The sequence below is a fragment of the Rhodococcus aetherivorans genome, from assembly GCF_011058165.1.
Classification (GTDB): Bacteria; Actinomycetota; Actinomycetes; order Mycobacteriales; family Mycobacteriaceae; genus Rhodococcus; species Rhodococcus aetherivorans.
In genome coordinates, this window is the sequence record NZ_JAALEG010000097.1 from 1 (window position 1) to 22,330 (window position 22,330).

Below are 22,330 nucleotides of genomic sequence, written 5' to 3' on the forward strand. Positions count from 1 at the left end.
CCCCGCATCGGCTGCACCCTGCCCCGGGTGTTCGAGGACACCCGGATCGGGCACCGGATCTTCTTCGACGACGGCCGGATCGGGGGGATCGTCGAGGAGGCCGCTCCGGGGCGGCTGCGGATCCGCATCACCGACGCGGATCTGCGCGGCTCCCGGCTGGGGACGGCCAAGGGCATCAACCTGCCCGACACCGAGCTGCGGCTGCCGGCGCTCACCGACGAGGACCTGGACCGGTTGCCGTTCGTGGTCGCGCACGCGGACGCGGTCAGCCTGTCCTTCGTGCGCAGTGCCGCCGACGTCGCGCGCCTGCAGGACCGGCTCGCCGAACTCGGCGGCGCGCGGCTCGGGGTGATCCTCAAGGTGGAGACGGTGGCGGGGTTCGAGAACCTGCCGTCCATCCTGTTCGCGGCCCTGCACTCGCCGCGGGTCGGCGTGATGATCGCGCGCGGCGACCTCGCCGTCGAGGCCGGTTACGGCCGGCTGGCCGAGGTGCAGGAGGAGATCCTGTGGGTGTGCGAGGCGGCGCACGTCCCGGTGATCTGGGCGACGCAGGTCCTCGACACCCTCGCCCGGACCGGCCGGCCGTCGCGCGCGGAGATCACCGACGCCGCGGCGTCGGGCCGGGCCGAGTGCGTGATGCTCAACAAGGGCCCGTACGTCGACCACGCGGTGCGCTTCCTCGACGACGTGCTGGGCCGGATGGCCGACCACCAACGCAAGAAGGACTCGCTGCTGCGGCGCCTGCGGGCCTGGGAGGAGCCGGGCGTGCCGCTGCGCTGAGACCGGGGTGGCCGAGGCCGGGTCAGAAGACCGGGCCGGTGTACTTCTCGCCCGGGCCCTTGCCCGGCTCGTCCGGGTAGGCCGACGCCTCCCTGAAGGCCCGCTGCAGCGCCTGCAGCCCCTCGCGCAGCGGCCCGGCGTGCGGGCCGAGGTACTCCACGGACGCGGTGACCAGCCCGGCGAGGGCGGTGATCACCCGGCGCGCCTCGTCCAGGTCGCGGTGGGTGCCGGCCTCGGGATCCTCGTCGGCCAGGCCGAGCTTCTCGGCGGCGGAACTCATGAGCATCACGGCGGCGCGGCTGATCACCTCGACGGCCGGGATCTCGCCCAGGTGCCGGACGTCACCGGCCACGGTCGGATCGGGGGTGTCGGTCATGGGTCCACGATCCCACCCGCGCCTCGCTGCCGCTGGGGCGGGTCGGGCCGCGGCCGGCGATTCGATCGACGGCCCGAAGTTTGCTAGGCTGTGAGTTACGACCGTCCGCGTGCTCTGCGCGTGGGCAGCAAAGTGGAGTCCGACTCCCACCTCTGCGCGGCACATGACCTGGTCATGACCTTCGCTCAGTGGTCCGGTCCGCCGCCCACCGGGGTATCCGGGGAGCGTGCACCCCGAGTGATCGGGGGACGAGAGCGCACGGCCTTCGCGTCGTGGGGTCCGTCGGGCCGGTCGGTATTCGGACCCCGCCCGGTGCGCAAGCACCGTCGGCGGGGTTTTTCGTCGGAAGTCGGCCCCATGTGCTGCGGCGCGGTCACCCGGACCGCACCGCTCTACCTAGGAGGCCCCATCAGCGCTGAGACCCGCATCAACGAACGCATCCGAGTTCCCGAGGTCCGACTCGTCGGACCGGGTGGGGAACAGGTCGGAATCGTGCGTGTTGAAGATGCACTCCGCCTGGCATTCGAAGCCGATCTCGATCTGGTCGAGGTGGCCCCTGACGCCCGTCCGCCGGTCTGCAAGATCATGGACTACGGCAAGTTCAAGTACGAGGCTGCCCAGAAGGCGCGCGAGTCGCGCAAGAACCAGCAGCTGACCGTGATCAAGGAGCAGAAGCTCCGGCCGAAGATCGACGACCACGACTACGAGACCAAGAAGCGCAACGTGGTGCGCTTCCTCGAGGCGGGGTCGAAGGTCAAGGTGACGATCATGTTCCGCGGCCGCGAGCAGTCCCGCCCCGAGCTCGGGTTCCGGCTGCTGCAGCGCCTCGGCGCCGACGTCGCCGATCTCGGCTTCATCGAGACCGCCCCCAAGCAGGACGGTCGGAACATGACCATGGTCCTGGCCCCGCACAAGGGCGCCAAGACCCGCGCCAAGGCGCAGGAGACCGCCCAGGCCTCCGTCGCCAGGCCGGCTCCTGCCGCGGACAAGCCCGCGGCAGGCGACGGCACCGCGTAGCTCCGCCGGTCGACCGGGCTCACCGCCCGGCCGGCCGCTGCGCGCAAGCCGGACGAACACGAGTAAATCCCCGACGAACTGAGGACTCCATGCCCAAGTCGAAGACCCACAGCGGCACCGCGAAGCGATTCAAGGTGTCCGGCAGCGGAAAGATCCTGCGCCAGAAGGCCGGCCGCCGCCACCTGCTCGAGCACAAGTCCTCCCGGGTGACGCGTCGCCTCGACGGCAAGGCCGCCGTCTCCGACGTCGACGCCCCGCGCGTCAAGCGCATGCTCGGCATCTGAGCTTCTTTCCCCGACCGACCCCCGGGGGCGATCGACTGCCCCCCGAGATTGACAGGACATATCAGTGGCACGCGTGAAGAGGGCCGTCAACGCCCAGAAGAAGCGCCGTTCGATCCTCGAGGCTTCCAAGGGCTACCGCGGGCAGCGCTCGCGTCTGTACCGCAAGGCCAAGGAACAGCAGCTCCACTCGCTGACCTACGCCTACCGCGACCGTCGCGCGCGCAAGGGTGACTTCCGCAAGCTGTGGATCAGCCGCATCAACGCCGCTGCCCGCGCCAACGACATCACCTACAACCGCTTCATCCAGGGCCTGAAGGCCGCGGGTGTCGAGGTGGACCGCAAGATCCTCGCCGAGCTCGCCGTCTCCGACGCCGAGGCGTTCGCCGGCCTGGTCGCCGTGGCCAAGGCCGCGCTGCCCGCCGACGTCAACGCGCCGGCCGACGCCGCCTGAGCGCAGCGCGAACGCCGAGACGACGCTGAACGACCGACCAGCACAGGAACGACCCGTGGACCCGCTCACCGAGCGCACCCCACGGGTCGTTTCTGCTGTCAAACTCCTGCGCACCTCCGACCGCCGCAAGGCCGGCCGTTTCCTCGCCGAGGGCGAGAACTCCGTCGGCGAGGCCCTCACGACCGCCGTCGTGCACGAGGTGTTCGTCACCGAGGCCGCCGCCGCCCGCTACCCCGATCTGCTCGGCGCCGCCCGGCGCCGACACGTGCGGGTCTCCACCGTCACCGAGCGCGCGGCCGCCCGGCTGTCGGACACCGTCACCCCGCCCGGCATCGTCGCCGTGTGCGATCTGCTCGACGTGCCGCTCGCCCGGGCCCTGACCCCGCCGCCGCGGCTGCTCGCCGTGCCCGTCGAGATCGCCGAGCCCGGCAACGCCGGCACCGTCATCCGCGTGGCCGACGCGGTCGGCGCCGACGCGGTGGTCCTCGCCGGCGACAGCGTCGACCCGCACAACGGCAAGTGCGTCCGCGCCTCCGCGGGCAGCGTGTTCCACCTCCCGCTCGCCCGTGAACGCGACACCGGCACCGTCCTCGACGCGCTCGCCGCCGCCGGACTCCAGGTGCTCGCCACCGCCGCCGACGGCGAGGTCGATCTCGACGAGGCCGACGAGCTGCTCGCCGCCCCCACGGCGTGGCTGTTCGGCAACGAGGCCCACGGCCTCGACCCGGCGGTCGCGGCGCGGGCCGACCACCGGGTGCGCATCCCCATCCGCGGCCGCGCCGAATCGTTGAACCTTGCCACCGCCGCGTCGATCTGCCTGTACGCAAGCGCCCGCGTGCAGCATCGCGCCGACAGGGCCGTGCCCTAGCGCGGCCCGGCCATCGCCTAGGATTTGGGTGCTGCGCTGGCGCGATCCGTTCGACGCCGAACGTGGCACCACACCCACCGTTCGCCCGAAGAAGGAGTTGCACCGGTCGTGGCCAAGAATGAGGGCGGCACCCCGCCGGCAGTCGATCCGAGCGCCCTGAGCGAGGAGTCGCTCGCCGCGTCCACGCAGGCCGCGCTGGCCGCGTTCGCCGCCGCCCCCGACCTCGACGCGCTCGCGCAGGCCAAGATCGACCACCTCGGCGACAAGGCCCCCGTCTCCCTCGCCAAGCGCGCCCTGGGCGGCCTGCCCGGCAACCAGCGCGCCGACGCCGGCAAGCGGGTCAACGCGGCCCGCGGCGCGGTCACCGCAGCCTTCGACGAACGCCGCACCGAGCTCCTCGCCGAGCGCGACGCCGCGGTCCTCGTCGCCGAGGCCATCGACGTCACCCTGCCCGCCAACCGCCGGCCCGCCGGCGCGCGGCACCCGATCACGATCATCTCCGACCAGATCGCCGACGTGTTCGTCGGCATGGGCTGGGAGGTGGCCGAGGGCCCCGAGGTCGAAACCGAGCACTTCAACTTCGACGCGCTGAACTTCCTGCCGGACCACCCCGCCCGCACGATGCAGGACACCTTCCACATCGCGCCGGAGGGCTCACGGCAGGTGCTGCGCACCCACACCTCGCCGGTGCAGGTGCGCACCATGCTGCACCGCGACATCCCGATCTACGTGGTGTGCCCCGGCCGCACCTTCCGCACCGACGAGCTCGACGCCACCCACACCCCGGTGTTCTCGCAGATCGAGGGCCTGGCCGTGGACAAGGGTCTGACCATGGCCCACCTGCGCGGCACCCTGGACGCGTTCGCCCGTGCCCTGTTCGGACCCGAGACCCGAACCCGGATGCGCCCGAACTACTTCCCGTTCACCGAGCCGTCCGCCGAGGTGGACGTGTGGTTCCCGAACAAGAAGGGCGGTGCCGGCTGGGTCGAATGGGGCGGCTGCGGCATGGTCAACCCCAACGTGCTGCGCGCGAGCGGCATCGACCCCGACGAGTACACCGGCTTCGCGTTCGGGATGGGCCTCGAGCGCACCCTGCAGTTCCGCAACGGCATCTCCGACATGCGCGACATCGTCGAGGGCGACGTCCGATTCACCATGCCCTTCGGCGTGCAGGGCTGACGCCGCCCGACCCGAGACCCGACCACCGAACCGACCGAAAGAGCTGAGCACAAGTGCGAGTAGCGCAGTCCTGGCTGACCGAGATCCTGCAGCGGGCCACCCCCGAGTGGAACGTCACCGCCGAGGAACTCGATGCGGGATTCGTCCGGGTCGGACTCGAGGTGGAGGAGGTCGACACCCTCGCGCGCCTCGACGGCCCCCTCGTCGTCGGCCGCGTCCTCGAGATCACCGAGCTCACCGAGTTCAAGAAGCCCATCCGCTTCTGCCAGGTCGAGGTGGGCGAAGACGCCCCGCGCGGCATCGTGTGCGGCGCCCGCAACTTCACCGAGGGCGACCTCGTGGTCGTCGCGCTGCCCGGCGCGGTGCTGCCCGGCGGCTTCGCCATCGCCTCCCGCAAGACCTACGGCAGGGTCTCCGACGGGATGATCTGCTCCGTCGCCGAGCTCGGCATCGGCAAGGACCACTCCGGCATCCTCGTCCTCGAGGATGGCACCGCCGAACCGGGTACCGACGCCAACGACCTGCTCGGCCTCGGCGACACCGTCATCGAGCTGAACATCACCCCCGACCGCGGCTACTGCTTCTCGCTGCGGGGCCTGACCCGCGAACTCGCGTGCGGCTTCGACCTCGAGTTCGCCGACCCCGCGCACGTCGTGGCCAATCCGGCCGACGGCGGCCAGGCCTACCCGATCCGGCTCGAGCCGGAGACCGACGCCACCCGCTTCGCCGCCCGCAAGGTCACCGGCATCGACCCCAAGGCCGTGTCCCCGTGGTGGCTGCAGCGGCGGCTGCTGCTGTCCGGCATCCGCCCGATCTCCCCGGCCGTCGACGTGACCAACTACGTGCTGCTCGAACTCGGCCAGCCGCTGCACGCCTTCGACGCCGCCACCCTCCAGGGTGAGCTCGTCGTGCGGCGCGCGAAGGCGGGGGAGAAGCTGACCACCCTCGACGGCATCGAACGCGACCTCGACCCCGAGGACGTCGTCATAACCGACGACTCCGGCGTGATCTCCCTGGCCGGGATCATGGGCGGCGTCGCCACCGAGGTGAGCGGCACCACCACCGACGTCCTCCTCGAGGCCGCCACCTGGAATCCGCTGGCCGTGTTCCGGAGCGCGCGGCGCCACAAGCTGGTCAGCGAGGCGGGCAAGCGGTTCGAGCGCAACGTCGACCCCGAAGTGGCGCTGCCGGCGCTGGACCGGGCCGCGTCGCTGCTCGTGGAGATCGCCGGTGGCCGCGTCGAGCCGGTCCTGACCGACATCTCGGTCCCCGTCGAGCCGGTCTCGATCCGCATGGACATCGACCTGCCCGACCGCATGGCCGGGGTCTCCTACCCGACCGGCACCGCCGCCCGCCGGCTCACCCAGATCGGATGTGGCGTCGAGGTCGGCGTCGGCCCGGACGGGCACGGCCAGCTGGTGGTCACGCCGCCCACGTGGCGACCCGACCTGCGCCAGCCGGCCGACCTGGTGGAGGAGGTGCTGCGGCTCGAGGGACTCGAGCAGATCCCGTCCGTGCTCCCCGCCGCCCCCGCCGGACGCGGACTGACCCCGAGCCAGAAGCGCCGCCGCGCCGTGGGCCGCGCCCTGGCCGCCGACGGCCACGTCGAGGTCCTCGCCCCCGTCTTCCTGCCGGCGCACGTGTTCGACACGTGGGGTCTCGACTCCGACGACCCGCGCCGCACCACCACCAAGGTTCTCAACCCGCTCGAGGCCGACCGCCCCGAGCTGGCGACGACGCTGCTGCCCGGCCTGCTCGAGGTGCTCGCCCGCAACGTCTCCCGTGGCCAGCGCGACCTGTCGCTCTATGCGATCGCGCAGGTCGTCCTGCCCGGACCCGGCACCCGGCCCGTGCCGCCGCTGCCGGTGGACCGGCGTCCCACCGACGAGCAGATCGCGCTGCTCGAAGGATCGCTGCCCGCGCAGCCCGTCCATGTCGGGGCGGTGCTGTGCGGCCTGCGGGAGCCCGCCGGGCCGTGGGGCCCGGGCCGGCCCGCGGACGCGACCGACGCGTTCGCCGCGGCGGAGACCGTCGCGGCCGCCGCCGGTGTGCGGCTGCAGCGCCGCGCGGCGCAGTACCTGCCCTGGCATCCGGGCCGCTGCGCCGAGCTGCTCGTCGACGGTGTCGTCGTCGGCCATGCCGGCGAGCTGCACCCGGCGGTGCTCGAGCGCGGCGGCCTGCCCGCCCGCACGTGCGCGTTCGAACTGGACCTCGACGCGCTGCCGATCATGGAGTCGCTGCCGGCGCCCAAGGTCTCCCCGTTCCCCGCCGTCCTGCAGGACGTCGCCGTCGTCGTGGCCAAGGAGGTCCCGGCCGCCGACGTCGAGGAAGCGCTGCGCGCGGGTGGCGGCGAGCTGCTCGAGGACATTCGCCTGTTCGACGTGTTCGAGGGGGCGCAGGTCGGGGAGGGCCGCAAGTCGCTCGCCTTCGCGCTGCGGTTCCGGGCGGCAGACCGCACGCTCACGGAGGACGAGGCCAGCGCCGCCCGCGCCGCCGCCGTCGCGTCGGCGTCCGCCGCCGTCGGTGCCGAACTGCGGCACTGACCCGGGCCTGCGGACGTAGCCTGGGAGCATGACCACGGATCCGTCGTCCCCCGACCCCGACGCTCCGGACACGCCCGTGCCCGACGTCCCCCCGGCCGAGCCCGGTTCTCCGTCGGTCCCGGACGTGACACCGGCGGAACCGGGCTCGCCGTCGGTGCCGGACGTCCCGCCGTCCCCGGTCGGGCCGGACGTGACACCCGCCGAGGGGGCGGCCGCCGGTTACACCTCGGCCGGAGTGCCCACGTTCGACTCGGTGCGTGAGAAGATCGAACGCCGCGCAGGCACGGCGATCGGTGCGGAGGAACTCGCCCGCGAGAGCGCGGCGGGGCGCACGCTCGAGGAACAGTTCGACGAGCGCCGACGGGCCGCCGCCGACAAGCTGACCGAGATCCGCCGTTCGCTGGCCGAGGGGTGAGCCGGTCCGGTCCGACCCACCCGTATGAATGAAGTTGCATGATGATGCATAATCAATCGTATGGGTAACTCACCGGAATTCACGGCGACCGCACAGTCACCGATTCGGGTCGCCGTCGCGGGGGCCAGCGGGTACGCGGGCGGCGAAATCCTGCGCCTGCTTCTCGGTCATCCCGCCTATCAGGACGGCCGGCTCGTCGTCGGCGCGCTCACCGCCGGCGGCAACGCCGGCGCGACGCTCCGCGAGTTCCATCCCCACCTGCTTCCGCTGGCCGACCGCATCCTCGGCGCCACCGATCTCGACACCCTGGCCGGCCACGACGTCGTGTTCCTCGGCCTGCCCCACGGCCACTCCGCCGTCATCGCCGAGCAACTGCCCGACACCACCGTCGTCATCGACTGCGGCGCCGACTTCCGCCTGTCCGAGTCGGCCGACTGGGAACGCTGGTACGGCGGCGACCACGCAGGAACCTGGCCCTACGGCATGCCCGAGCTGCCCGGCAAGCGTGAGCACCTGATCGGCGCCACCCGCATCGCGGTCCCCGGGTGCTATCCCACGTCGGCCACCCTCGCCCTGGCCCCCGCCGTCGCGGCCGGCATCGTCGAGCCGAGGGTCCAGGTCGTCGCCGTGTCCGGCACCTCCGGCGCCGGCAAGTCCCCCAGGGTCGACCTCCTCGGCTCCGAGGTGATGGGCTCGGTGCGGGCCTACGGCGTCGGCGGAGCGCACCGGCACACGCCGGAGATCAAGCAGAACCTCGCCGCCCTGACCGACGCCGCCGTGACCGTCTCCTTCACCCCCGTGCTGGCGCCGATGCCCCGCGGCATCCTCGCGACCTGCACAGCCCCCACCACGGCCACCGCCGACGAGGCCCGGGCCGTGTACGAGAAGGCCTACGCCGACGAGCCGTTCGTCCAGGTGCTGCCCGAAGGGGTGCTGCCCACCACCGGTGCGGTGCTCGGCTCCAACGCCGTGCAGCTCGCCGTCACCGTCGACCCCGACGCCGGCGTCCTCGTCGCCATCGCCGCGCTCGACAACCTGACCAAAGGCACCGCCGGCGCGGCGGTGCAGTCCATGAACCTGGCACTCGGCCTGCCCGAGACCGCCGGCCTGTCCACCGTGGGAGTCGCCCCGTGAGCATCGACAGACACTCCACCGACGAGCACGTCTACGTCGACGCCGTCGACATCGCCGGCGGACGCCTGATCCGCACCCAGGGCGTCACGTCGCCCGCCGGGTTCCGCGCCGCGGGCATCCCCGCCGGCATCAAGGCCTCCGGCAACCCGGACCTCGCGCTGGTCTTCAACGAGGGTCCGGAGCTGACCGCCGCCGGCGTGTTCACCACCAACAAGATCAAGGCCGCACCCGTGCTGTGGTCGCAGCAGGTCCTCACCTCCGGCGCCCTGCGCGCGGTGATCCTGAACAGCGGCGGCGCCAACGCCTGCACCGGCCCCGGCGGGTTCCAGGACACCCACGCCACCGCGGAGAAGGTCGCCGAAACCCTCAGCAACTGGGGCACCGAGACCGGTGCGGGCGAGATCGCCGTGTGCTCTACCGGGCTCATCGGCGACCGGCTGCCCATGGGCAAGGTCCTCGCCGGCGTGGAGGAGATCGTCCACGAACTCGCCGGCGGCATCTCCGGCGGCACCGACGCCGCCTACGCCATCATGACCACCGACACAGTGCCCAAGCAGGCGGCCCTGCACCACGCCGACAAGTGGAACGTCGGCGGCATGGCCAAGGGCGCCGGCATGCTCGCCCCCGCTCTGGCCACCATGCTGTGCGTCGTCACCACCGACGCCGTCGCCACCGCCGAGCAGCTCGACCGCGCCCTGCGCGCCGCCACCCGGCTGACATTCGACCGCCTCGACGTCGACGGGTCCACCTCCACCAACGACACCGTGCTGCTGCTCGCGTCCGGTGCCAGCGGCATCGCCCCCACCCAGGAACAGCTCGACGCCGCCGTCCTCGCGGTGTGCGACGACCTCGCCGGGCAGATGATGGCCGACGCCGAGGGCGTCACCAAGCGGGTCACCGTCACCGTCCGCGGCGCCGCAAGCGAACAGGACGCCCTCGTCGGCGCGCGCACCGTCGCGCGCGACAACCTCGTCAAGACCGCCCTGTTCGGTTCCGACCCCAACTGGGGTCGCGTCCTCGCCGCGATCGGCATCGCCCCGATCGACCTCGACCCGAACCGCATCTCCGTCACGTTCAACGGCTCCCCGGTGTGCATCGACGGTGTCGGCGCCCCCGGCGCCCGCGAGGTCGACCTCTCCGGCCCCGACATCGCCCTCGACATCGACCTCGGCGTCGGCGACGCCGAGGTGACCATCCGCACCACCGACCTCTCCCACGGCTACGTCGAAGAGAACTCGGCCTACTCGTCATGACCGGAACCGATATGGCCACCGATCCCATCGCGCAGCTCACCGCCCACCAGAAGGCGTACGTCCTCGCCGAGGCCCTGCCGTGGCTGCAGAAGTTCCGCGGCAAGATCGTCGTGGTCAAGTACGGCGGCAACGCCATGATCGACGACGACCTCAAGCGCGCCTTCGCCGCCGACATGGCGTTCCTGCGCACCGTCGGCGTCCATCCCGTCGTCGTCCACGGCGGCGGACCGCAGATCAACGCCATGCTGAAGCGACTGGGCATGGCAGGGGAGTTCCGCGGTGGTTTCCGCGTCACCACCCCCGAGGTGATGGACGTCGTCCGCATGGTGCTGTTCGGCCAGGTCGGCCGCGAACTCGTCGGCCTGATCAACGCCCACGGCCCGTACGCCGTCGGCATCTCCGGCGAGGACGCCCACCTCTTCACAGCCACCCGCCGCACGGTCGTCGTCGACGGCGAGGACACCGACATCGGTCTCGTCGGCGACGTCACTACCGTGGACCCCGCCGCCGTCCACGACCTCATCGCGGCCGGCCGCATCCCCGTCGTCTCCACCATTGCCCCCGATGCCGACGGCGTGGTCCACAACATCAACGCCGACACCGCCGCCGCCGCCCTCGCCGAGGCCCTCGGCGCGGAGAAGCTCGTGGTCCTCACCGACGTCGAGGGCCTCTACACCGATTGGCCCGACCGCAGTTCCCTCGCCACCAGCATCGACGCCGACGCCCTGGCCGATCTGCTGCCGTCCCTCGACGCCGGCATGGTCCCGAAGATGGAGGCCTGCCTGCGGGCCGTCCGCGGCGGCGTGCCCACCGCCCACGTCATCGACGGACGCCAGCCGCACTCGGTGCTGCTCGAACTCCTCACCGAGGAAGGCATCGGCACGATGGTCACTCCCACCCACCCCCGGACGACCGCACCCACCCAGGAAGGCACCTCATGACCGGCACCTCCGAACTCCAGCAGCGCTGGGCCGGGTCGCTGATGAACAACTACGGCGTCCCCAAGGTCGCCCTCGTCGCCGGCGACGGTGCCGTCGTCACCGACGCCGACGGCAAGCAGTACCTCGACCTGCTCGGCGGCATCGCCGTCAACGCCCTCGGTCACCGCCATCCCGCCATCCGCGAGGCCGTCACCGCGCAACTCGACACGCTCGGCCACGTGTCCAACCTCTACGCCAGCGGACCCGTCGTCGAACTCGCCGAGCGTCTCCTCGCGCACTTCGGGCACCCCGGCCGGGCGTTCTTCTGCAACTCCGGCACCGAAGCCAACGAGGCTGCGTTCAAGCTCGCCCGGCTCACCGGACGCCCCAAGATCATCGCCGCCGAGAAGGCCTTCCACGGCCGCACCATGGGCGCCCTGGCACTCACGGGCCAGCCCGACAAGCGCGCCCCGTTCGAACCCATGCCCCCCGGCGTCGAATTCGTCCCCTACGGCGACGCGGACGCCCTCGACGCCGCCGTCGACGAGAACACCGCCGCCGTGTTCCTCGAACCGATCATGGGGGAGTCCGGCGTCGTCGTGCCCCCCGAGGGCTACCTGGCCCACGCCCGCCGCATCACCGCCGAACGCGGGGCGCTGCTCGTCCTCGACGAGGTGCAGACCGGCATCGCCCGCACCGGCACGTTCTTCGCCCACCAGGCCGTCGGCATCGTGCCCGACGTGATGACCCTCGCCAAGGGGCTCGGCGGTGGCCTGCCCATCGGCGCCGTCGTCGCCACCGGACCGGCCGCCGACTTCTTCCAGCCCGGCAAGCACGGCACCACCTTCGGCGGCAACCCGGTGTGCGCCGCCGCCGCGCTCGCCGTCCTGCGCACCATCGACGAACAGCACCTGCTCGCCCACGTCGACGCCGTCGGCAAATCCATCGCCACCGGCATCGAAGCGCTCGGGCACCCCCTCGTCGACCACGTCCGAGGCGCCGGCCTGCTGCTCGGCATCGTCCTCACCGACACCAAGGCACCCGCCGTCGAAGCGGCCGCCCGGGACGCCGGCTATCTCGTCAACGCCGCCGCCCCCGACGTCATCCGCCTCGCGCCGCCGCTGATCCTCACCCAGGAACAGGCCGACGGGTTCGTCGCGACGCTGCCCTGCGTGCTCGACGCCGCCCAGCAGGAAGGAAACTAGACCCATGGTGAAGCACTTCCTCAAGGACGACGACCTCACGCCCGCGCAGCAGAGCGAGGTCCTCGACCTCGCCGCGGCCCTGAAGAAGGCCCCGTTCTCGGCCCGTCCCCTCGAGGGCCCGCGCGGCGTCGGAGTCATCTTCGAGAAGAACTCGACCCGCACCCGCTTCTCCTTCGAGATGGGTATCGCCCAGCTCGGCGGCCACGCCGTCGTCGTCGACGGCCGCACCACCCAGCTCGGACGCGAGGAAACCCTGCAGGACACCGGCCGCGTCCTGTCCCGCTACGTCGACGCCGTCGTCTGGCGCACCTTCGGCCAGGACCGGCTCCAGGCGATGGCCGAAGGCGCCACCGTGCCCCTCGTCAACGCCCTCTCCGACGAGTACCACCCCTGCCAGGTCCTCGCGGACCTGCTCACCCTCCGCGAGCACAAGGGTGAGCTGCACGGGCTGAAGCTGACCTACCTCGGCGACGGTGCCAACAACATGGCGCACTCGCTGCTGCTCGGCGGTGTCACCGCCGGCATCGACGTCACGATCGCCGCCCCCGCCGGTTTCGTCCCGAACCCCGCCGTCGTGGACGCGGCCCGCGCCCGCGCCGCCGAAACCGGCGCGCGGATCACCCTCACCGAGGACCCGCGCGCCGCCGTCGCCGGCGCCGACGCCCTCGTCACCGACACCTGGACCTCCATGGGCCAGGAGAACGACGGACTCGACCGCGTCGGTCCCTTCCGCCCGTACCAGGTCAACGCCGAGCTGCTCGCGCTCGCCGACCCGAACGCCGTCGTGCTGCACTGCCTGCCCGCCCACCGCGGCGACGAGGTCACCGACGAGGTCCTGGACGGACCGCAGTCGGTGGTGTGGGACGAGGCCGAGAACCGCCTCCACGCACAGAAGGCGCTGCTCGTGTGGCTGCTCGAGCAGCGCGAACGGTAACCGTGAGCAGCGTGGCCGAACCGTCGAGCGGCGCCGGACCGGCCGGCGCCGCCGCGGCCCCGACCCGCGCGGCCCGGCAGGCCCGGATCACCGCGCTCGTCGCCACCCACGCGATCCGCAGCCAGCCGGAACTCGCCGCGCTGCTGGCCGCCGAAGGCATCGAGGTGTCCAACGCCACCCTCTCCCGCGACCTCGAGGAGCTCGGAGCGGTCAAGCTCCGCGGGGCCGACGGCGGGCCCGGCGTGTACGTCGTCCCCGAGGACGGGAGCCCCGTCCGCGGCGTGTCCGGAGGCACCGACCGGCTCTCCCGCCTGCTCGGCGAACTGCTGGTCTCCACCGACTCGAGCGGCAACATCGCCGTGCTCCGCACCCCACCCGGAGCAGCGCACTATCTGGCCAGCGCACTCGATCGGGCATCATTACCCGAAGTGGTCGGCACCATCGCCGGCGACGACACCATCGCGGTGATCGCGCGCGAGCCCCTCACCGGAGCCGACCTCGCCGCGAAGATCGAATCCCTGGCCTGATCCGATCGCGCACCGAGCACCGATAGACGCAAGTTCAATCAAGAAGGAGCACAAACACAATGGCCGATCGCGTCGTACTCGCCTACTCGGGCGGGCTGGACACCTCCGTCGCCATCAGCTGGATCGGCAAGGAGACCGGCAAGGAGGTCGTCGCCGTCGCCATCGATCTCGGCCAAGGCGGCGAGGACATGGAGGTCGTGCGCCAGCGCGCCCTCGACTGCGGCGCGGTCGAATCCGTCGTCGTCGACGCCAAGGACGAGTTCGCGGAGGAGTACTGCCTGCCGACCGTCCAGGCCAACGCCCTCTACATGGACCGCTACCCGCTGGTCTCCGCGATCAGCCGCCCCCTGATCGTCAAGCACATCGTCAAGGCTGCCCGCGATCACGGCGGCACGGTCGTCTCGCACGGTTGCACCGGCAAGGGCAACGACCAGGTCCGCTTCGAGGTCGGCTTCGGCGCCCTCGCCCCCGACCTCGAGGTCATCGCCCCCGTCCGCGACTACGCCTGGACCCGCGAGAAGGCCATCGCCTTCGCCGGCGAGCACAACCTGCCGATCAACGTCACCAAGAAGTCCCCGTTCTCGATCGACCAGAACGTGTGGGGCCGTGCCGTCGAGACCGGCTTCCTCGAGGACCTGTGGAACGCCCCCACCAAGGACGTCTACGACTACACCGAGGACCCCAGCCTCAACTGGCAGGCCCCCGACGAGCTGATCATCACCTTCGAGAAGGGCGTGCCCACCGCGATCGACGGCCGGCCGGTCACCGTGCTCGAGGCCATCCAGGAACTGAACCGCCGCGCCGGCGCCCAAGGCGTCGGCCGCCTCGACATGGTCGAGGACCGCCTCGTCGGCATCAAGAGCCGCGAGATCTACGAGGCCCCCGGCGCTCTCACCCTCATCCACGCCCACCAGGAGCTCGAGCACGTCACCCTCGAACGCGAGCTCGGCCGGTACAAGCGCCGCGTGGAGGAGCGCTGGAGCGAGCTGGTCTACGACGGTCTCTGGTACTCGCCGCTGAAGTACGCGCTCGACGCGTTCGTCCAGAACACCCAGGAGCACGTCTCCGGCGACATCCGGCTCGTCCTGCACGGCGGCCACATCGCCGTCAACGGCCGCCGCAGCGCCGAATCGCTGTACGACTTCAACCTCGCTACCTACGACGAGGGCGACAGCTTCGACCAGTCCAACGCCAAGGGCTTCGTCCAGATCCACGGCCTGTCCTCCAAGGTCGCCGCCAAGCGGGACCTGGGCCTGTAGTCATGACCGCCCACGACGCCGAAGGCATCCGGAGTCACGCTGCCGAAGGCATCCGGAGTCACGCTGCCGAAGGCATCCAGAGTCACGATGCCGAAGGCATCCAGAGTCACGATGCCGAAGGCATCCAGAGTCACGGCACCAACGAGGGCGCCCTGTGGGGCGGCCGGTTCGCATCCGGACCGGCCGCCGCCATGGCGGCACTGAGCAAGTCCACCCACTTCGACTGGGCGCTCGCCCCCTACGACGTCCGGGCCTCCAAGGCGCACGCGCGCGTGCTGCACAAGGCCGGCCTGCTCAGCGAGGCCGACCTCGCCACCATGCTCGACGGCCTCGACCGGCTCGGCGCCGACGTCGCCTCCGGCGCGTTCGCCCCGGCCGAGTCCGACGAGGACGTCCACGGCGCCCTCGAACGTGGGCTCATCGAGCGGGTCGGTCCCGACGTCGGCGGCCGGCTGCGAGCCGGCCGCTCCCGCAACGATCAGGTCGCCACCCTGTTCCGGATGTGGCTGCGCGACGCGGCGCGACGTATCGCCGACGGTGTCCTCGCCGTCGTCGACGCCCTCGCCGACCAGGCCGCCGCGCATCCCGCCGCGGTGATGCCGGGCAAGACCCACCTGCAGGCAGCACAGCCGGTACTGCTCGCGCACCACCTGCTCGCGCACGCCCACCCGCTGCTGCGCGACGTGCAGCGGCTGCGGGACTTCGACGCGCGTGCGGCGGTGTCCCCGTACGGCTCGGGAGCGCTCGCCGGCTCCTCCCTCGGCCTCGACCCCGACGCGATCGCGGCAGAACTGAACTTCGACTCCGCCGCCGAGAACTCGATCGACGCCACCTCCGCGCGCGACTTCGCCGCCGAGGCCGCGTTCGTGTTCGCCATGATCGCGGTCGACCTCTCCCGCATGGCGGAGGAGGTCATCCTCTGGAGCACCCCGGAGTTCGGCTACATCACCCTCGCCGACGAGTGGTCCACCGGATCGTCGATCATGCCGCAGAAGAAGAACCCGGACGTCTCGGAACTGACCCGGGGCAAGGCAGGTCGCCTCATCGGCAACCTCACCGGCCTGCTCGCCACCCTCAAGGCCCAACCGCTGGCGTACAACCGGGACCTGCAGGAGGACAAGGAGCCGGTGTTCGACTCGGTCCTGCAGCTCGAGCTGCTGCTGCCGGCGATCACCGGTCTCGTGTCCACCCTGACCTTCCACACCGATCGTATGGCCCAGTTGGCACCCGCCGGATTCACCCTCGCCACCGACATCGCCGAGTGGATGGTGCGCCAGGGTGTCCCGTTCCGCGTCGCACACGAGGCGGCCGGGGCGTGCGTGCGCGCGGCGGAGGCGCGCGGCGTCGGCCTCGAGGAACTCACCGACGACGAGCTGACGGCGGTCGACCCCGCGCTGACGCCGCAGGTCCGCGAGGTGCTCACCGTGGAGGGCTCCATCGCTTCCCGCAACGCCCGCGGCGGCACCGCGGGCGCCCGGGTGGGTGAACAGCTCGACGGAGTTCGTGCCGCCGCTCGCGCGCTGCGGGACTGGGTGCGCAGCTGACCGGCCCGCTCGGTGAACAGGGCCATCGCCTCGACGTAATGTGGCAGGCTGTCATTCCTGACAGGGTGGACACACGCAGAACTCGGCGGATGGGAAGAGGTTCGTGGCACTGGGCGGTGGATCGGTGATGGGGCCCCTGCGGCGCGTGGTGGCGACCGCGCAGAACGGCCTCGAGGTGGTCCGTCACGGCGGTCTGGAAACGGGGGCGACACCGTCGCCGTTCCAGATCGTCGAGCGGACCGGCATGTACAGGCTGCGGCACTACTACCCGGAATCCGACGCCGCCGAGAATGCTGCTCCGGTGGTGCTGGTCCCCCCGATGATGATGTCGGCGGACGTCTACGACGTCACCCGCGATACCGGAGCCGTCGGCATCCTGCACTCGATGGGTCTCGACCCCTGGGTGGTCGACTTCGGCTCCCCGGACCGGGAAGAAGGCGGGTGGGACCGCACCCTCACCGACCACATCATCGCCCTCGACGAGATCATCGATCACGTGCACGAATACACCGGCCGGGACATCCACCTGGCCGGGTACTCGCAGGGCGGCATGTTCTGCTATCAGGCCGCGGCCTACCGCCGCAGTCGGCACGTCGCCAGCCTGATCACCTTCGGCAGCCCCGTGGACACCCTGGCCGCCCTGCCGTTCGGGATTCCCGAGGGCGTCGCCGTCCGGGCCGCCGACTTCCTCGCCGACCACGTCTTCAACCGGCTCGCCATCACCGGGTGGATGGCCAAGACAGGCTTCCAATTCCTCGACCCCGTCAAGACCGTGCGTTCGCGCATCGAGTTCCTCATGCAGCTGCACGACCGGGAAGCCCTCCTGCCGCGCGAACCTCAGCGCCGCTTCCTCGACACGGAGGGGTGGGTGGCCTGGTCCGGTCCTGCAGTGGCCGAGTTGCTTCGCCAGTTCATCGTGCACAACCGCATGGTCAGCGGCGGCTTCGTCATCAACGACCGGGCCGTGAGCCTGGCCGAGATCACTTGCCCCATCCTCGCGTTCGTCGGCGAGGTGGACGACATCGGGCAGCCCCTCGCGGTGCGCGGCATACGCAAGGCCGCCCCCCGGGCTCAGGTGTTCGAATACTCCTTGCGCGCAGGCCATTTCGGGCTCGTCGTGGGCGGCACCGCGGCGCGGCAGACCTGGCCCGCCGTCGGCGAATGGGTGCAGTGGCGGGAAGGGCACGGCGACCGGCCGGTCGGCGTCGGCCGGATGGCGATCCCCGAGCTCCACGCAGAAGGAGAGACCGGGGTGTCCGTCGCGGCCCGCCTCACCCACACCGTCGCCACCATCGCCGAGGTCGGTGTGGAGGTCGGCAAGGGCATCGCCGACCTGGCCTCCGAAACGGTGCGCGGGGCCCGGGAGCTGTCGGGGGAGGCGGCCCGGGCCCTTCCGCGCCTGGCCCGGCTCGGACAGATTCAGCCACGAACCCGCATCTCGCTCGCCGGCGTCCTGACGGAGCAGTGCCGCAAGGGGCCGCACCGCGAGTGCTTCATCTACGAGGACCGCGTCTACACCTTCGCCGACGTCAATCGGCGGATCGACAACGTGGTGCGCGGGCTGGTGCACTCCGGTGTCCGCCCCGCCGCCCACATCGGTGTCCTCATGGACACCCGTCCCAGTGCGATGGCCGCGGTCACGGCCGTCTCCCGCATCGGCGCGGTGTCGGTCCTGCTCCCGCCCGGCCCCGACCTCGACGAGGCCATCCGGTTGGGCGCCGTCCAGAAGATCATCACCGATCCCGAGAACCTCCAGCAGGCGATCGCCACCGGCATCCCGGCCCTGGTCCTCGGTGGTGGCAGCATCCGCGAACTGGACATCCCGGCCGGCGCCGACGTCGTCGATCTCGAACACCTCGACATCACCACGGTCGAACTCCCCGGCTGGTATGCGCCCGACCCCGGCGTCGCGCGCGAACTCGCCTTCCTCCTGTTCACCGGGAGCGGCGACACCCTGGAGATGCGTCAGATCTCCAACCACCGATGGGCGCTCTCGGCCTTCGGCACCGCCACCGCCGCCGCACTGGGGCGTGGTGACACGGTGTATTGCCTTGCCCCGCTTCATCATTCGTCCGGTCTCCTGGTCAGCTTCGGTGGCGCGCTCGCCGGCGGCTGCCGCATAGCCCTGTCCCACGGCCTGGACCCCGCCCGCTTCAGCGAGGAAGTGCACCGCTACGGCGTCACCGTCGTCACCTACACCTGGGCGATGATGCGGGACGTCCTCGACAGCCCGGCACTGCACATCGACGAGATCCACCCCGTCCGCCTCTTCATCGGCTCGGGCATGACGCCCGGCCTGTGGCGGCGGACCCTCGAACGCTTCGCTCCCGCCCAGGTGCTCGAGTTCTATGCCTCCACCGACGGCGAGATCGTCCTGGCCAACGTCTCGGGTGCCAAGATCGGATGCAAGGGACGGCCGCTGCCCGGCAGCGCCGAGGCACGCCTGGCGGCGTGGGACCCGACCACCGGGCGTCTGGTGGAGGACGCGCGGGGCTTCGTCCGCGAGAGCGCCGCCGGCGAGGTCGGCCTCCTGCTCGGCCGGCCCAGCGCGTCGACGGAAGCGCTGCCCGGCGTCATGCGGGGAGTGTTCGAACTCGGCGACGTGTGGGTGCCCACCGAGAACCTCTTCCGACGAGACCAGGACGGTGACTACTGGCTGCTCGACAGCAAGCACAGTGTCATCCGCACCCCGCACGGACCGGTGTACGGCCAGCCGGTGGTGGATGCCCTCGGCGGTATCCCGCGGGTCGATCTCTGCGTCGTATACGGCGTGCGCACCGGAGACACCGAAGTCGCCGTGGCCGCGTGCACCCTGCGCGAGAACCGCGCGCCGAGCGCCGCCGAGATCACGGCGGCACTCGACGCGGTTCCCGCTCCGGAACGGCCCGACCTGGTCCATGTCGTGCCGCACATCGCACTCGGGCCCACGTATCGGCCGATGTCCGGTGACCTGCCGGCGCGGGGCCTGCCGAAGCCGACCGTGCGGTCGTGGTTCGCCGACCCGGCGACCGGAACCTACAAGCGGTTCACCAAAGCGGTCGCGGCGAGATTCACCGGCGTCGGCACAGGTCCGGCACCGGGCGCACGGTAGCCTGGGGCCGTCCGAGTCCCGCACCACCGTCGAGAGGACCACCGTGGCTGTCGATCCCACGCTGCTGAGCATCCTGGCCTGCCCGCAGGACAAGGGGCCGCTGCTCCTCGTGGACGATTCGGTTCTCTACAACCCGCGGTTGCGCCGCGCGTATCCGATCGAGAACGGCATCCCCGTCCTCCTCGTCGACGAGGCCCGAGCGGTGACCGAGGCCGAACACGAGGACTTCGTCGCGCGCGGCGTGGCCGGCTGGACCGAGGACCGGGTGGCGGACTGAGCGTGGCGTTCGAGCGGCTCACCGGGGTCGACCCGCTGACTGCGGCGCACACGATCCTCGGCGCCACGCTGTGCGCGGGCGAGGTGGTCCTGCGGATCACGGAGGTCGAGGCCTACGGCGGGCCCGAGGACGGTCCCTGGCCCGATCCGGCGGCGCACTCCTACCGGGGACGTACGCCGCGGAATGCGGTGATGTTCGGCCCTGCCGGCCATCTCTACATCTACCGCAGCTATGGGCTGCACCACTGCGCGAACATCTCCGTGGGGCCCGACGGAGTGGCCGCGGCGGTACTGCTGCGAGGTGCCGAAGTAGTCGCGGGGGAGGAGATCGTCCGTTCCCGGCGAACGGCCGGGACTCCCGCACCGAACCTTGCCCGCGGACCCGGCAACCTCGCGGCCGCCTTGGGATTGACGCTGGCGGACAACGGGATCGATGTGCTCGACGAGGGCGCAACCGCGAAACTCACTCTGGGTGACGTCGACCGGGTCGCGTCGGGCCCACGCGTGGGCATCAGTGTCGCGGCCAAACGACCGTGGCGGCTGTGGATCCCCGGCGCCGTGGGGGTGTCGGCGTACCGGCGCAGCCCGCGCGCGCCGGCCGCTCCCCGTCGGATGGGATGATCGAGCGGTGACTGAGCACATCCTCGACGAACTGACCTGGCGTGGACTGATCGCCCAATCGACCGACCTCGACACACTCCGCCGCGATCTCGCCGCGGGCCCGGTCACGCTCTATGCCGGATTCGATCCCACCGGGCCGAGTCTGCATGCCGGTCACCTCGTGCCGTTGCTGGCCCTGAAGCGTTTCCAGCGAGCGGGCCACCGGCCCATCGTGCTGGCGGGCGGCGCTACCGGCATGATCGGAGATCCGCGGGAGGTAGGGGAGCGGACCATGAACTCGGCGGACACGGTCGCCGAATGGGCCGAACGCATCCGCGGTCAGCTCGAGCGGTTCGTGGACTTCGACGAGTCGCCGACCAGCGCGATCGTCGTGAACAACGCCGACTGGACCTCCTCGCTCAGCGTCGTCGACTTCCTCCGCGATATCGGCAAGCACTTCTCCGTCAACGTCATGCTCGCTCGCGACACGGTGAAGCGCCGGCTCGAGGGCGACGGCATCTCGTACACCGAGTTCAGCTACATGCTGCTGCAGGCCAACGACTACGTGCAGTTGCGTCGCGAGCACGGGTGCACGCTGCAGGTGGGGGGGTCGGACCAGTGGGGCAACATCATCGCGGGCGTCGAGCTCAACCGACGGACCGACGGTGCCGCCGTGCACGCGCTCACCGTCCCGCTCGTCACCTCGGCCGACGGCAAGAAGTTCGGGAAATCCACCGGCGGCGGAAGCCTCTGGCTCGACCCGGAGATGACCACGCCGTACGCCTGGTACCAGTACTTCGTCAACGCCGCCGACGCCGACGTCGTGAAGTACCTGCGGTGGTTCACGTTCCTGGATCAGGACGAACTCGCCGAACTCGAGACGGCGACGGCCGAGCGGCCGCAGGCGCGCGAGGCGCAGCGCCGCCTTGCGGCCGAAATGACGACCCTCGTTCACGGCGAGGCCAACACCCGGGCGGTCGAACTTGCGAGCCGGGCGCTGTTCGGTCGTGGAGAGTTGGCGGACCTGGACGAAGCGACCCTCTCGGCCGCGCTGGCAGAGGCCTCCGTCGCGGAAGTGCACGACGGGCAGCCCGGCACGATCGTGGACCTGCTCGTCGCGACCGGCCTGTGCGAGAGCAAGGGCGCTGCCCGACGCACGATCAAGGAGGGGGGTGCCTCCGTGAACAACCAACGGATCTCATCCGAGGAGTGGACCCCGTCGAGCGCGGATCTGCTGCACGACCGCTGGCTTGTCCTGCGGCGAGGCAAGCGCAACTTCGCCGGCGTGCGAGTCGAACGCGGCTGAGCGCACTGCCGCCACCGCCGACGGGCCGCTGACCTGCGGATTTGACGGCCCGTTAGCGGTGGCGTAACTTTGTCGTCGTTCGAGCGACACGGACGCCGACCCGGACCGAGAGGTACGGAAAGCGGTTGCGCCCTGATCGGTCGAGCAGTCAACACGAAGATCGCAGACAGTGTTTGCGTCCGCGAGTTCAGAGTGTTAGGCTAGAACGGTTGCCCCGGAGCAAGGCGCGAAGGCGCGGAGCGATGGTGTGTGCGTGTTCTTTGAGAACTCAACAGTGTGCCGATGAATGTCAGTGCCAAAATATTTTTGGTGCGACCGCCCCTCTTTTCGGGGGGTGGTTGTTGCTGGCTGCCGCATTCTTCCGTCTG

21 protein-coding genes are annotated in these 22,330 nt (G+C 71.2%); 20 read left to right on the top strand and 1 reads right to left on the bottom strand.

Annotation, left to right across the window (positions count from 1 at the left end; translation table 11 throughout):
• On the top strand, positions 1-780 hold a 780-nt coding region (locus G6039_RS25855; RefSeq protein WP_241258910.1), incomplete at its 5' end, for a pyruvate kinase.
• A gap of 22 nt (positions 781-802) precedes the next feature.
• Here the strand turns inward: G6039_RS25855 and G6039_RS25860 are convergent.
• Positions 803-1,156, bottom strand: a complete 354-nt coding sequence (locus tag G6039_RS25860) for a DUF1844 domain-containing protein (protein WP_006936509.1) — start codon at positions 1,154-1,156, stop codon at positions 803-805.
• Between the two features lie 357 nt (positions 1,157-1,513).
• Here G6039_RS25860 and infC point away from each other — a divergent pair, with 357 nt between their 5' ends.
• The 19 genes from infC to tyrS all read left to right on the top strand — a co-directional run bounded on the left by infC (position 1,514) and on the right by tyrS (position 21,962).
• Entirely contained in the window at positions 1,514-2,173 is a 660-nt protein-coding gene (gene infC, locus G6039_RS25865) for a translation initiation factor IF-3 (RefSeq protein ID WP_029543898.1), read from the top strand.
• An 89-nt stretch (positions 2,174-2,262) separates the two neighbouring features.
• Entirely contained in the window at positions 2,263-2,457 is a 195-nt protein-coding gene (gene rpmI / locus G6039_RS25870) for a 50S ribosomal protein L35 (RefSeq protein ID WP_006936506.1), read from the top strand.
• 64 nt (positions 2,458-2,521) lie between these two features.
• Positions 2,522-2,908, top strand: coding sequence for a 50S ribosomal protein L20 (rplT, locus tag G6039_RS25875; RefSeq protein WP_003937964.1), 387 nt, complete (start codon positions 2,522-2,524; stop codon positions 2,906-2,908).
• A gap of 55 nt (positions 2,909-2,963) precedes the next feature.
• Positions 2,964-3,776, top strand: coding sequence for a TrmH family RNA methyltransferase (locus tag G6039_RS25880; RefSeq protein ID WP_043799626.1), 813 nt, complete (start codon positions 2,964-2,966; stop codon positions 3,774-3,776).
• A 108-nt stretch (positions 3,777-3,884) separates the two neighbouring features.
• Positions 3,885-4,955 (top strand): phenylalanine--tRNA ligase subunit alpha, encoded by a 1,071-nt coding sequence (gene pheS, locus G6039_RS25885; RefSeq protein ID WP_006936501.1) that lies wholly within the window; start codon positions 3,885-3,887, stop codon positions 4,953-4,955.
• A gap of 53 nt (positions 4,956-5,008) precedes the next feature.
• Positions 5,009-7,498: a phenylalanine--tRNA ligase subunit beta gene (gene pheT / locus G6039_RS25890; RefSeq protein WP_043799631.1), complete on the top strand. Its 2,490-nt coding sequence runs from the start codon at positions 5,009-5,011 to the stop codon at positions 7,496-7,498.
• 28 nt (positions 7,499-7,526) lie between these two features.
• On the top strand, positions 7,527-7,913 hold the full coding sequence (locus G6039_RS25895; protein WP_043799634.1) for a hypothetical protein: 387 nt from the start codon (positions 7,527-7,529) through the stop codon (positions 7,911-7,913).
• Positions 7,914-7,973: 60 nt separating this feature from the next.
• Positions 7,974-9,047, top strand: a complete 1,074-nt coding sequence (gene argC, locus G6039_RS25900; RefSeq protein WP_043799637.1) for an N-acetyl-gamma-glutamyl-phosphate reductase — start codon at positions 7,974-7,976, stop codon at positions 9,045-9,047.
• Positions 9,044-10,300: a bifunctional glutamate N-acetyltransferase/amino-acid acetyltransferase ArgJ gene (gene argJ, locus G6039_RS25905; protein ID WP_043799640.1), complete on the top strand. Its 1,257-nt coding sequence runs from the start codon at positions 9,044-9,046 to the stop codon at positions 10,298-10,300. The genes argC and argJ overlap by 4 nt, the downstream gene beginning before the upstream one ends.
• Positions 10,297-11,241: an acetylglutamate kinase gene (gene argB / locus G6039_RS25910; RefSeq protein ID WP_043799644.1), complete on the top strand. Its 945-nt coding sequence runs from the start codon at positions 10,297-10,299 to the stop codon at positions 11,239-11,241. Before argJ ends, argB begins: the two co-directional genes overlap by 4 nt.
• The gene (locus G6039_RS25915; protein WP_006936489.1) at positions 11,238-12,425 is read left to right on the top strand and encodes an acetylornithine transaminase; all 1,188 of its coding nucleotides are present in this window, start codon (positions 11,238-11,240) and stop codon (positions 12,423-12,425) included. Before argB ends, G6039_RS25915 begins: the two co-directional genes overlap by 4 nt.
• 4 nt (positions 12,426-12,429) lie before the next feature.
• Positions 12,430-13,359: an ornithine carbamoyltransferase gene (gene argF / locus G6039_RS25920; protein WP_006936487.1), complete on the top strand. Its 930-nt coding sequence runs from the start codon at positions 12,430-12,432 to the stop codon at positions 13,357-13,359.
• A gap of 11 nt (positions 13,360-13,370) precedes the next feature.
• On the top strand, positions 13,371-13,886 hold the full coding sequence (locus G6039_RS25925) for an arginine repressor (protein ID WP_006936485.1): 516 nt from the start codon (positions 13,371-13,373) through the stop codon (positions 13,884-13,886).
• Positions 13,887-13,945: 59 nt separating this feature from the next.
• Positions 13,946-15,145: an argininosuccinate synthase gene (locus G6039_RS25930; protein WP_006936483.1), complete on the top strand. Its 1,200-nt coding sequence runs from the start codon at positions 13,946-13,948 to the stop codon at positions 15,143-15,145.
• Between the two features lie 122 nt (positions 15,146-15,267).
• Positions 15,268-16,689 (top strand): argininosuccinate lyase, encoded by a 1,422-nt coding sequence (gene argH / locus G6039_RS25935; protein WP_043799656.1) that lies wholly within the window; start codon positions 15,268-15,270, stop codon positions 16,687-16,689.
• Positions 16,690-16,816: 127 nt separating this feature from the next.
• Positions 16,817-19,780: an AMP-binding protein gene (locus tag G6039_RS25940; RefSeq protein ID WP_006936480.1), complete on the top strand. Its 2,964-nt coding sequence runs from the start codon at positions 16,817-16,819 to the stop codon at positions 19,778-19,780.
• Positions 19,781-19,823: 43 nt separating this feature from the next.
• Positions 19,824-20,057 (top strand): Trm112 family protein, encoded by a 234-nt coding sequence (locus G6039_RS25945; RefSeq protein WP_006936479.1) that lies wholly within the window; start codon positions 19,824-19,826, stop codon positions 20,055-20,057.
• 2 nt (positions 20,058-20,059) lie between these two features.
• Positions 20,060-20,677 carry a DNA-3-methyladenine glycosylase gene (locus tag G6039_RS25950; RefSeq protein WP_029543889.1) on the top strand — a complete coding sequence of 206 codons (618 nt, stop codon included), beginning with the start codon at positions 20,060-20,062 and terminating at the stop codon, positions 20,675-20,677.
• A 7-nt stretch (positions 20,678-20,684) separates the two neighbouring features.
• The gene (gene tyrS, locus G6039_RS25955) at positions 20,685-21,962 is read left to right on the top strand and encodes a tyrosine--tRNA ligase (protein ID WP_029543887.1); all 1,278 of its coding nucleotides are present in this window, start codon (positions 20,685-20,687) and stop codon (positions 21,960-21,962) included.
• Positions 21,963-22,330: the final 368 nt, after the last annotated feature.

What these genes read in the sequence shown, in the direction of transcription:
- G6039_RS25860 (WP_006936509.1), bottom strand. Translation starts at nt 1,156, where the DNA reads ATGACCGACACCCCCGATCCGACCGTGGCCGGTGACGTCCGGCACCTG.
- infC (WP_029543898.1), top strand. Translation starts at nt 1,514, where the DNA reads ATGTGCTGCGGCGCGGTCACCCGGACCGCACCGCTCTACCTAGGAGGC.
- rpmI (WP_006936506.1), top strand. Translation starts at nt 2,263, where the DNA reads ATGCCCAAGTCGAAGACCCACAGCGGCACCGCGAAGCGATTCAAGGTG.
- G6039_RS25895 (WP_043799634.1), top strand. Translation starts at nt 7,527, where the DNA reads ATGACCACGGATCCGTCGTCCCCCGACCCCGACGCTCCGGACACGCCC.
- argC (WP_043799637.1), top strand. Translation starts at nt 7,974, where the DNA reads ATGGGTAACTCACCGGAATTCACGGCGACCGCACAGTCACCGATTCGG.
- argB (WP_043799644.1), top strand. Translation starts at nt 10,297, where the DNA reads ATGACCGGAACCGATATGGCCACCGATCCCATCGCGCAGCTCACCGCC.
- G6039_RS25915 (WP_006936489.1), top strand. Translation starts at nt 11,238, where the DNA reads ATGACCGGCACCTCCGAACTCCAGCAGCGCTGGGCCGGGTCGCTGATG.
- argF (WP_006936487.1), top strand. Translation starts at nt 12,430, where the DNA reads ATGGTGAAGCACTTCCTCAAGGACGACGACCTCACGCCCGCGCAGCAG.
- G6039_RS25930 (WP_006936483.1), top strand. Translation starts at nt 13,946, where the DNA reads ATGGCCGATCGCGTCGTACTCGCCTACTCGGGCGGGCTGGACACCTCC.
- G6039_RS25940 (WP_006936480.1), top strand. Translation starts at nt 16,817, where the DNA reads ATGGGGCCCCTGCGGCGCGTGGTGGCGACCGCGCAGAACGGCCTCGAG.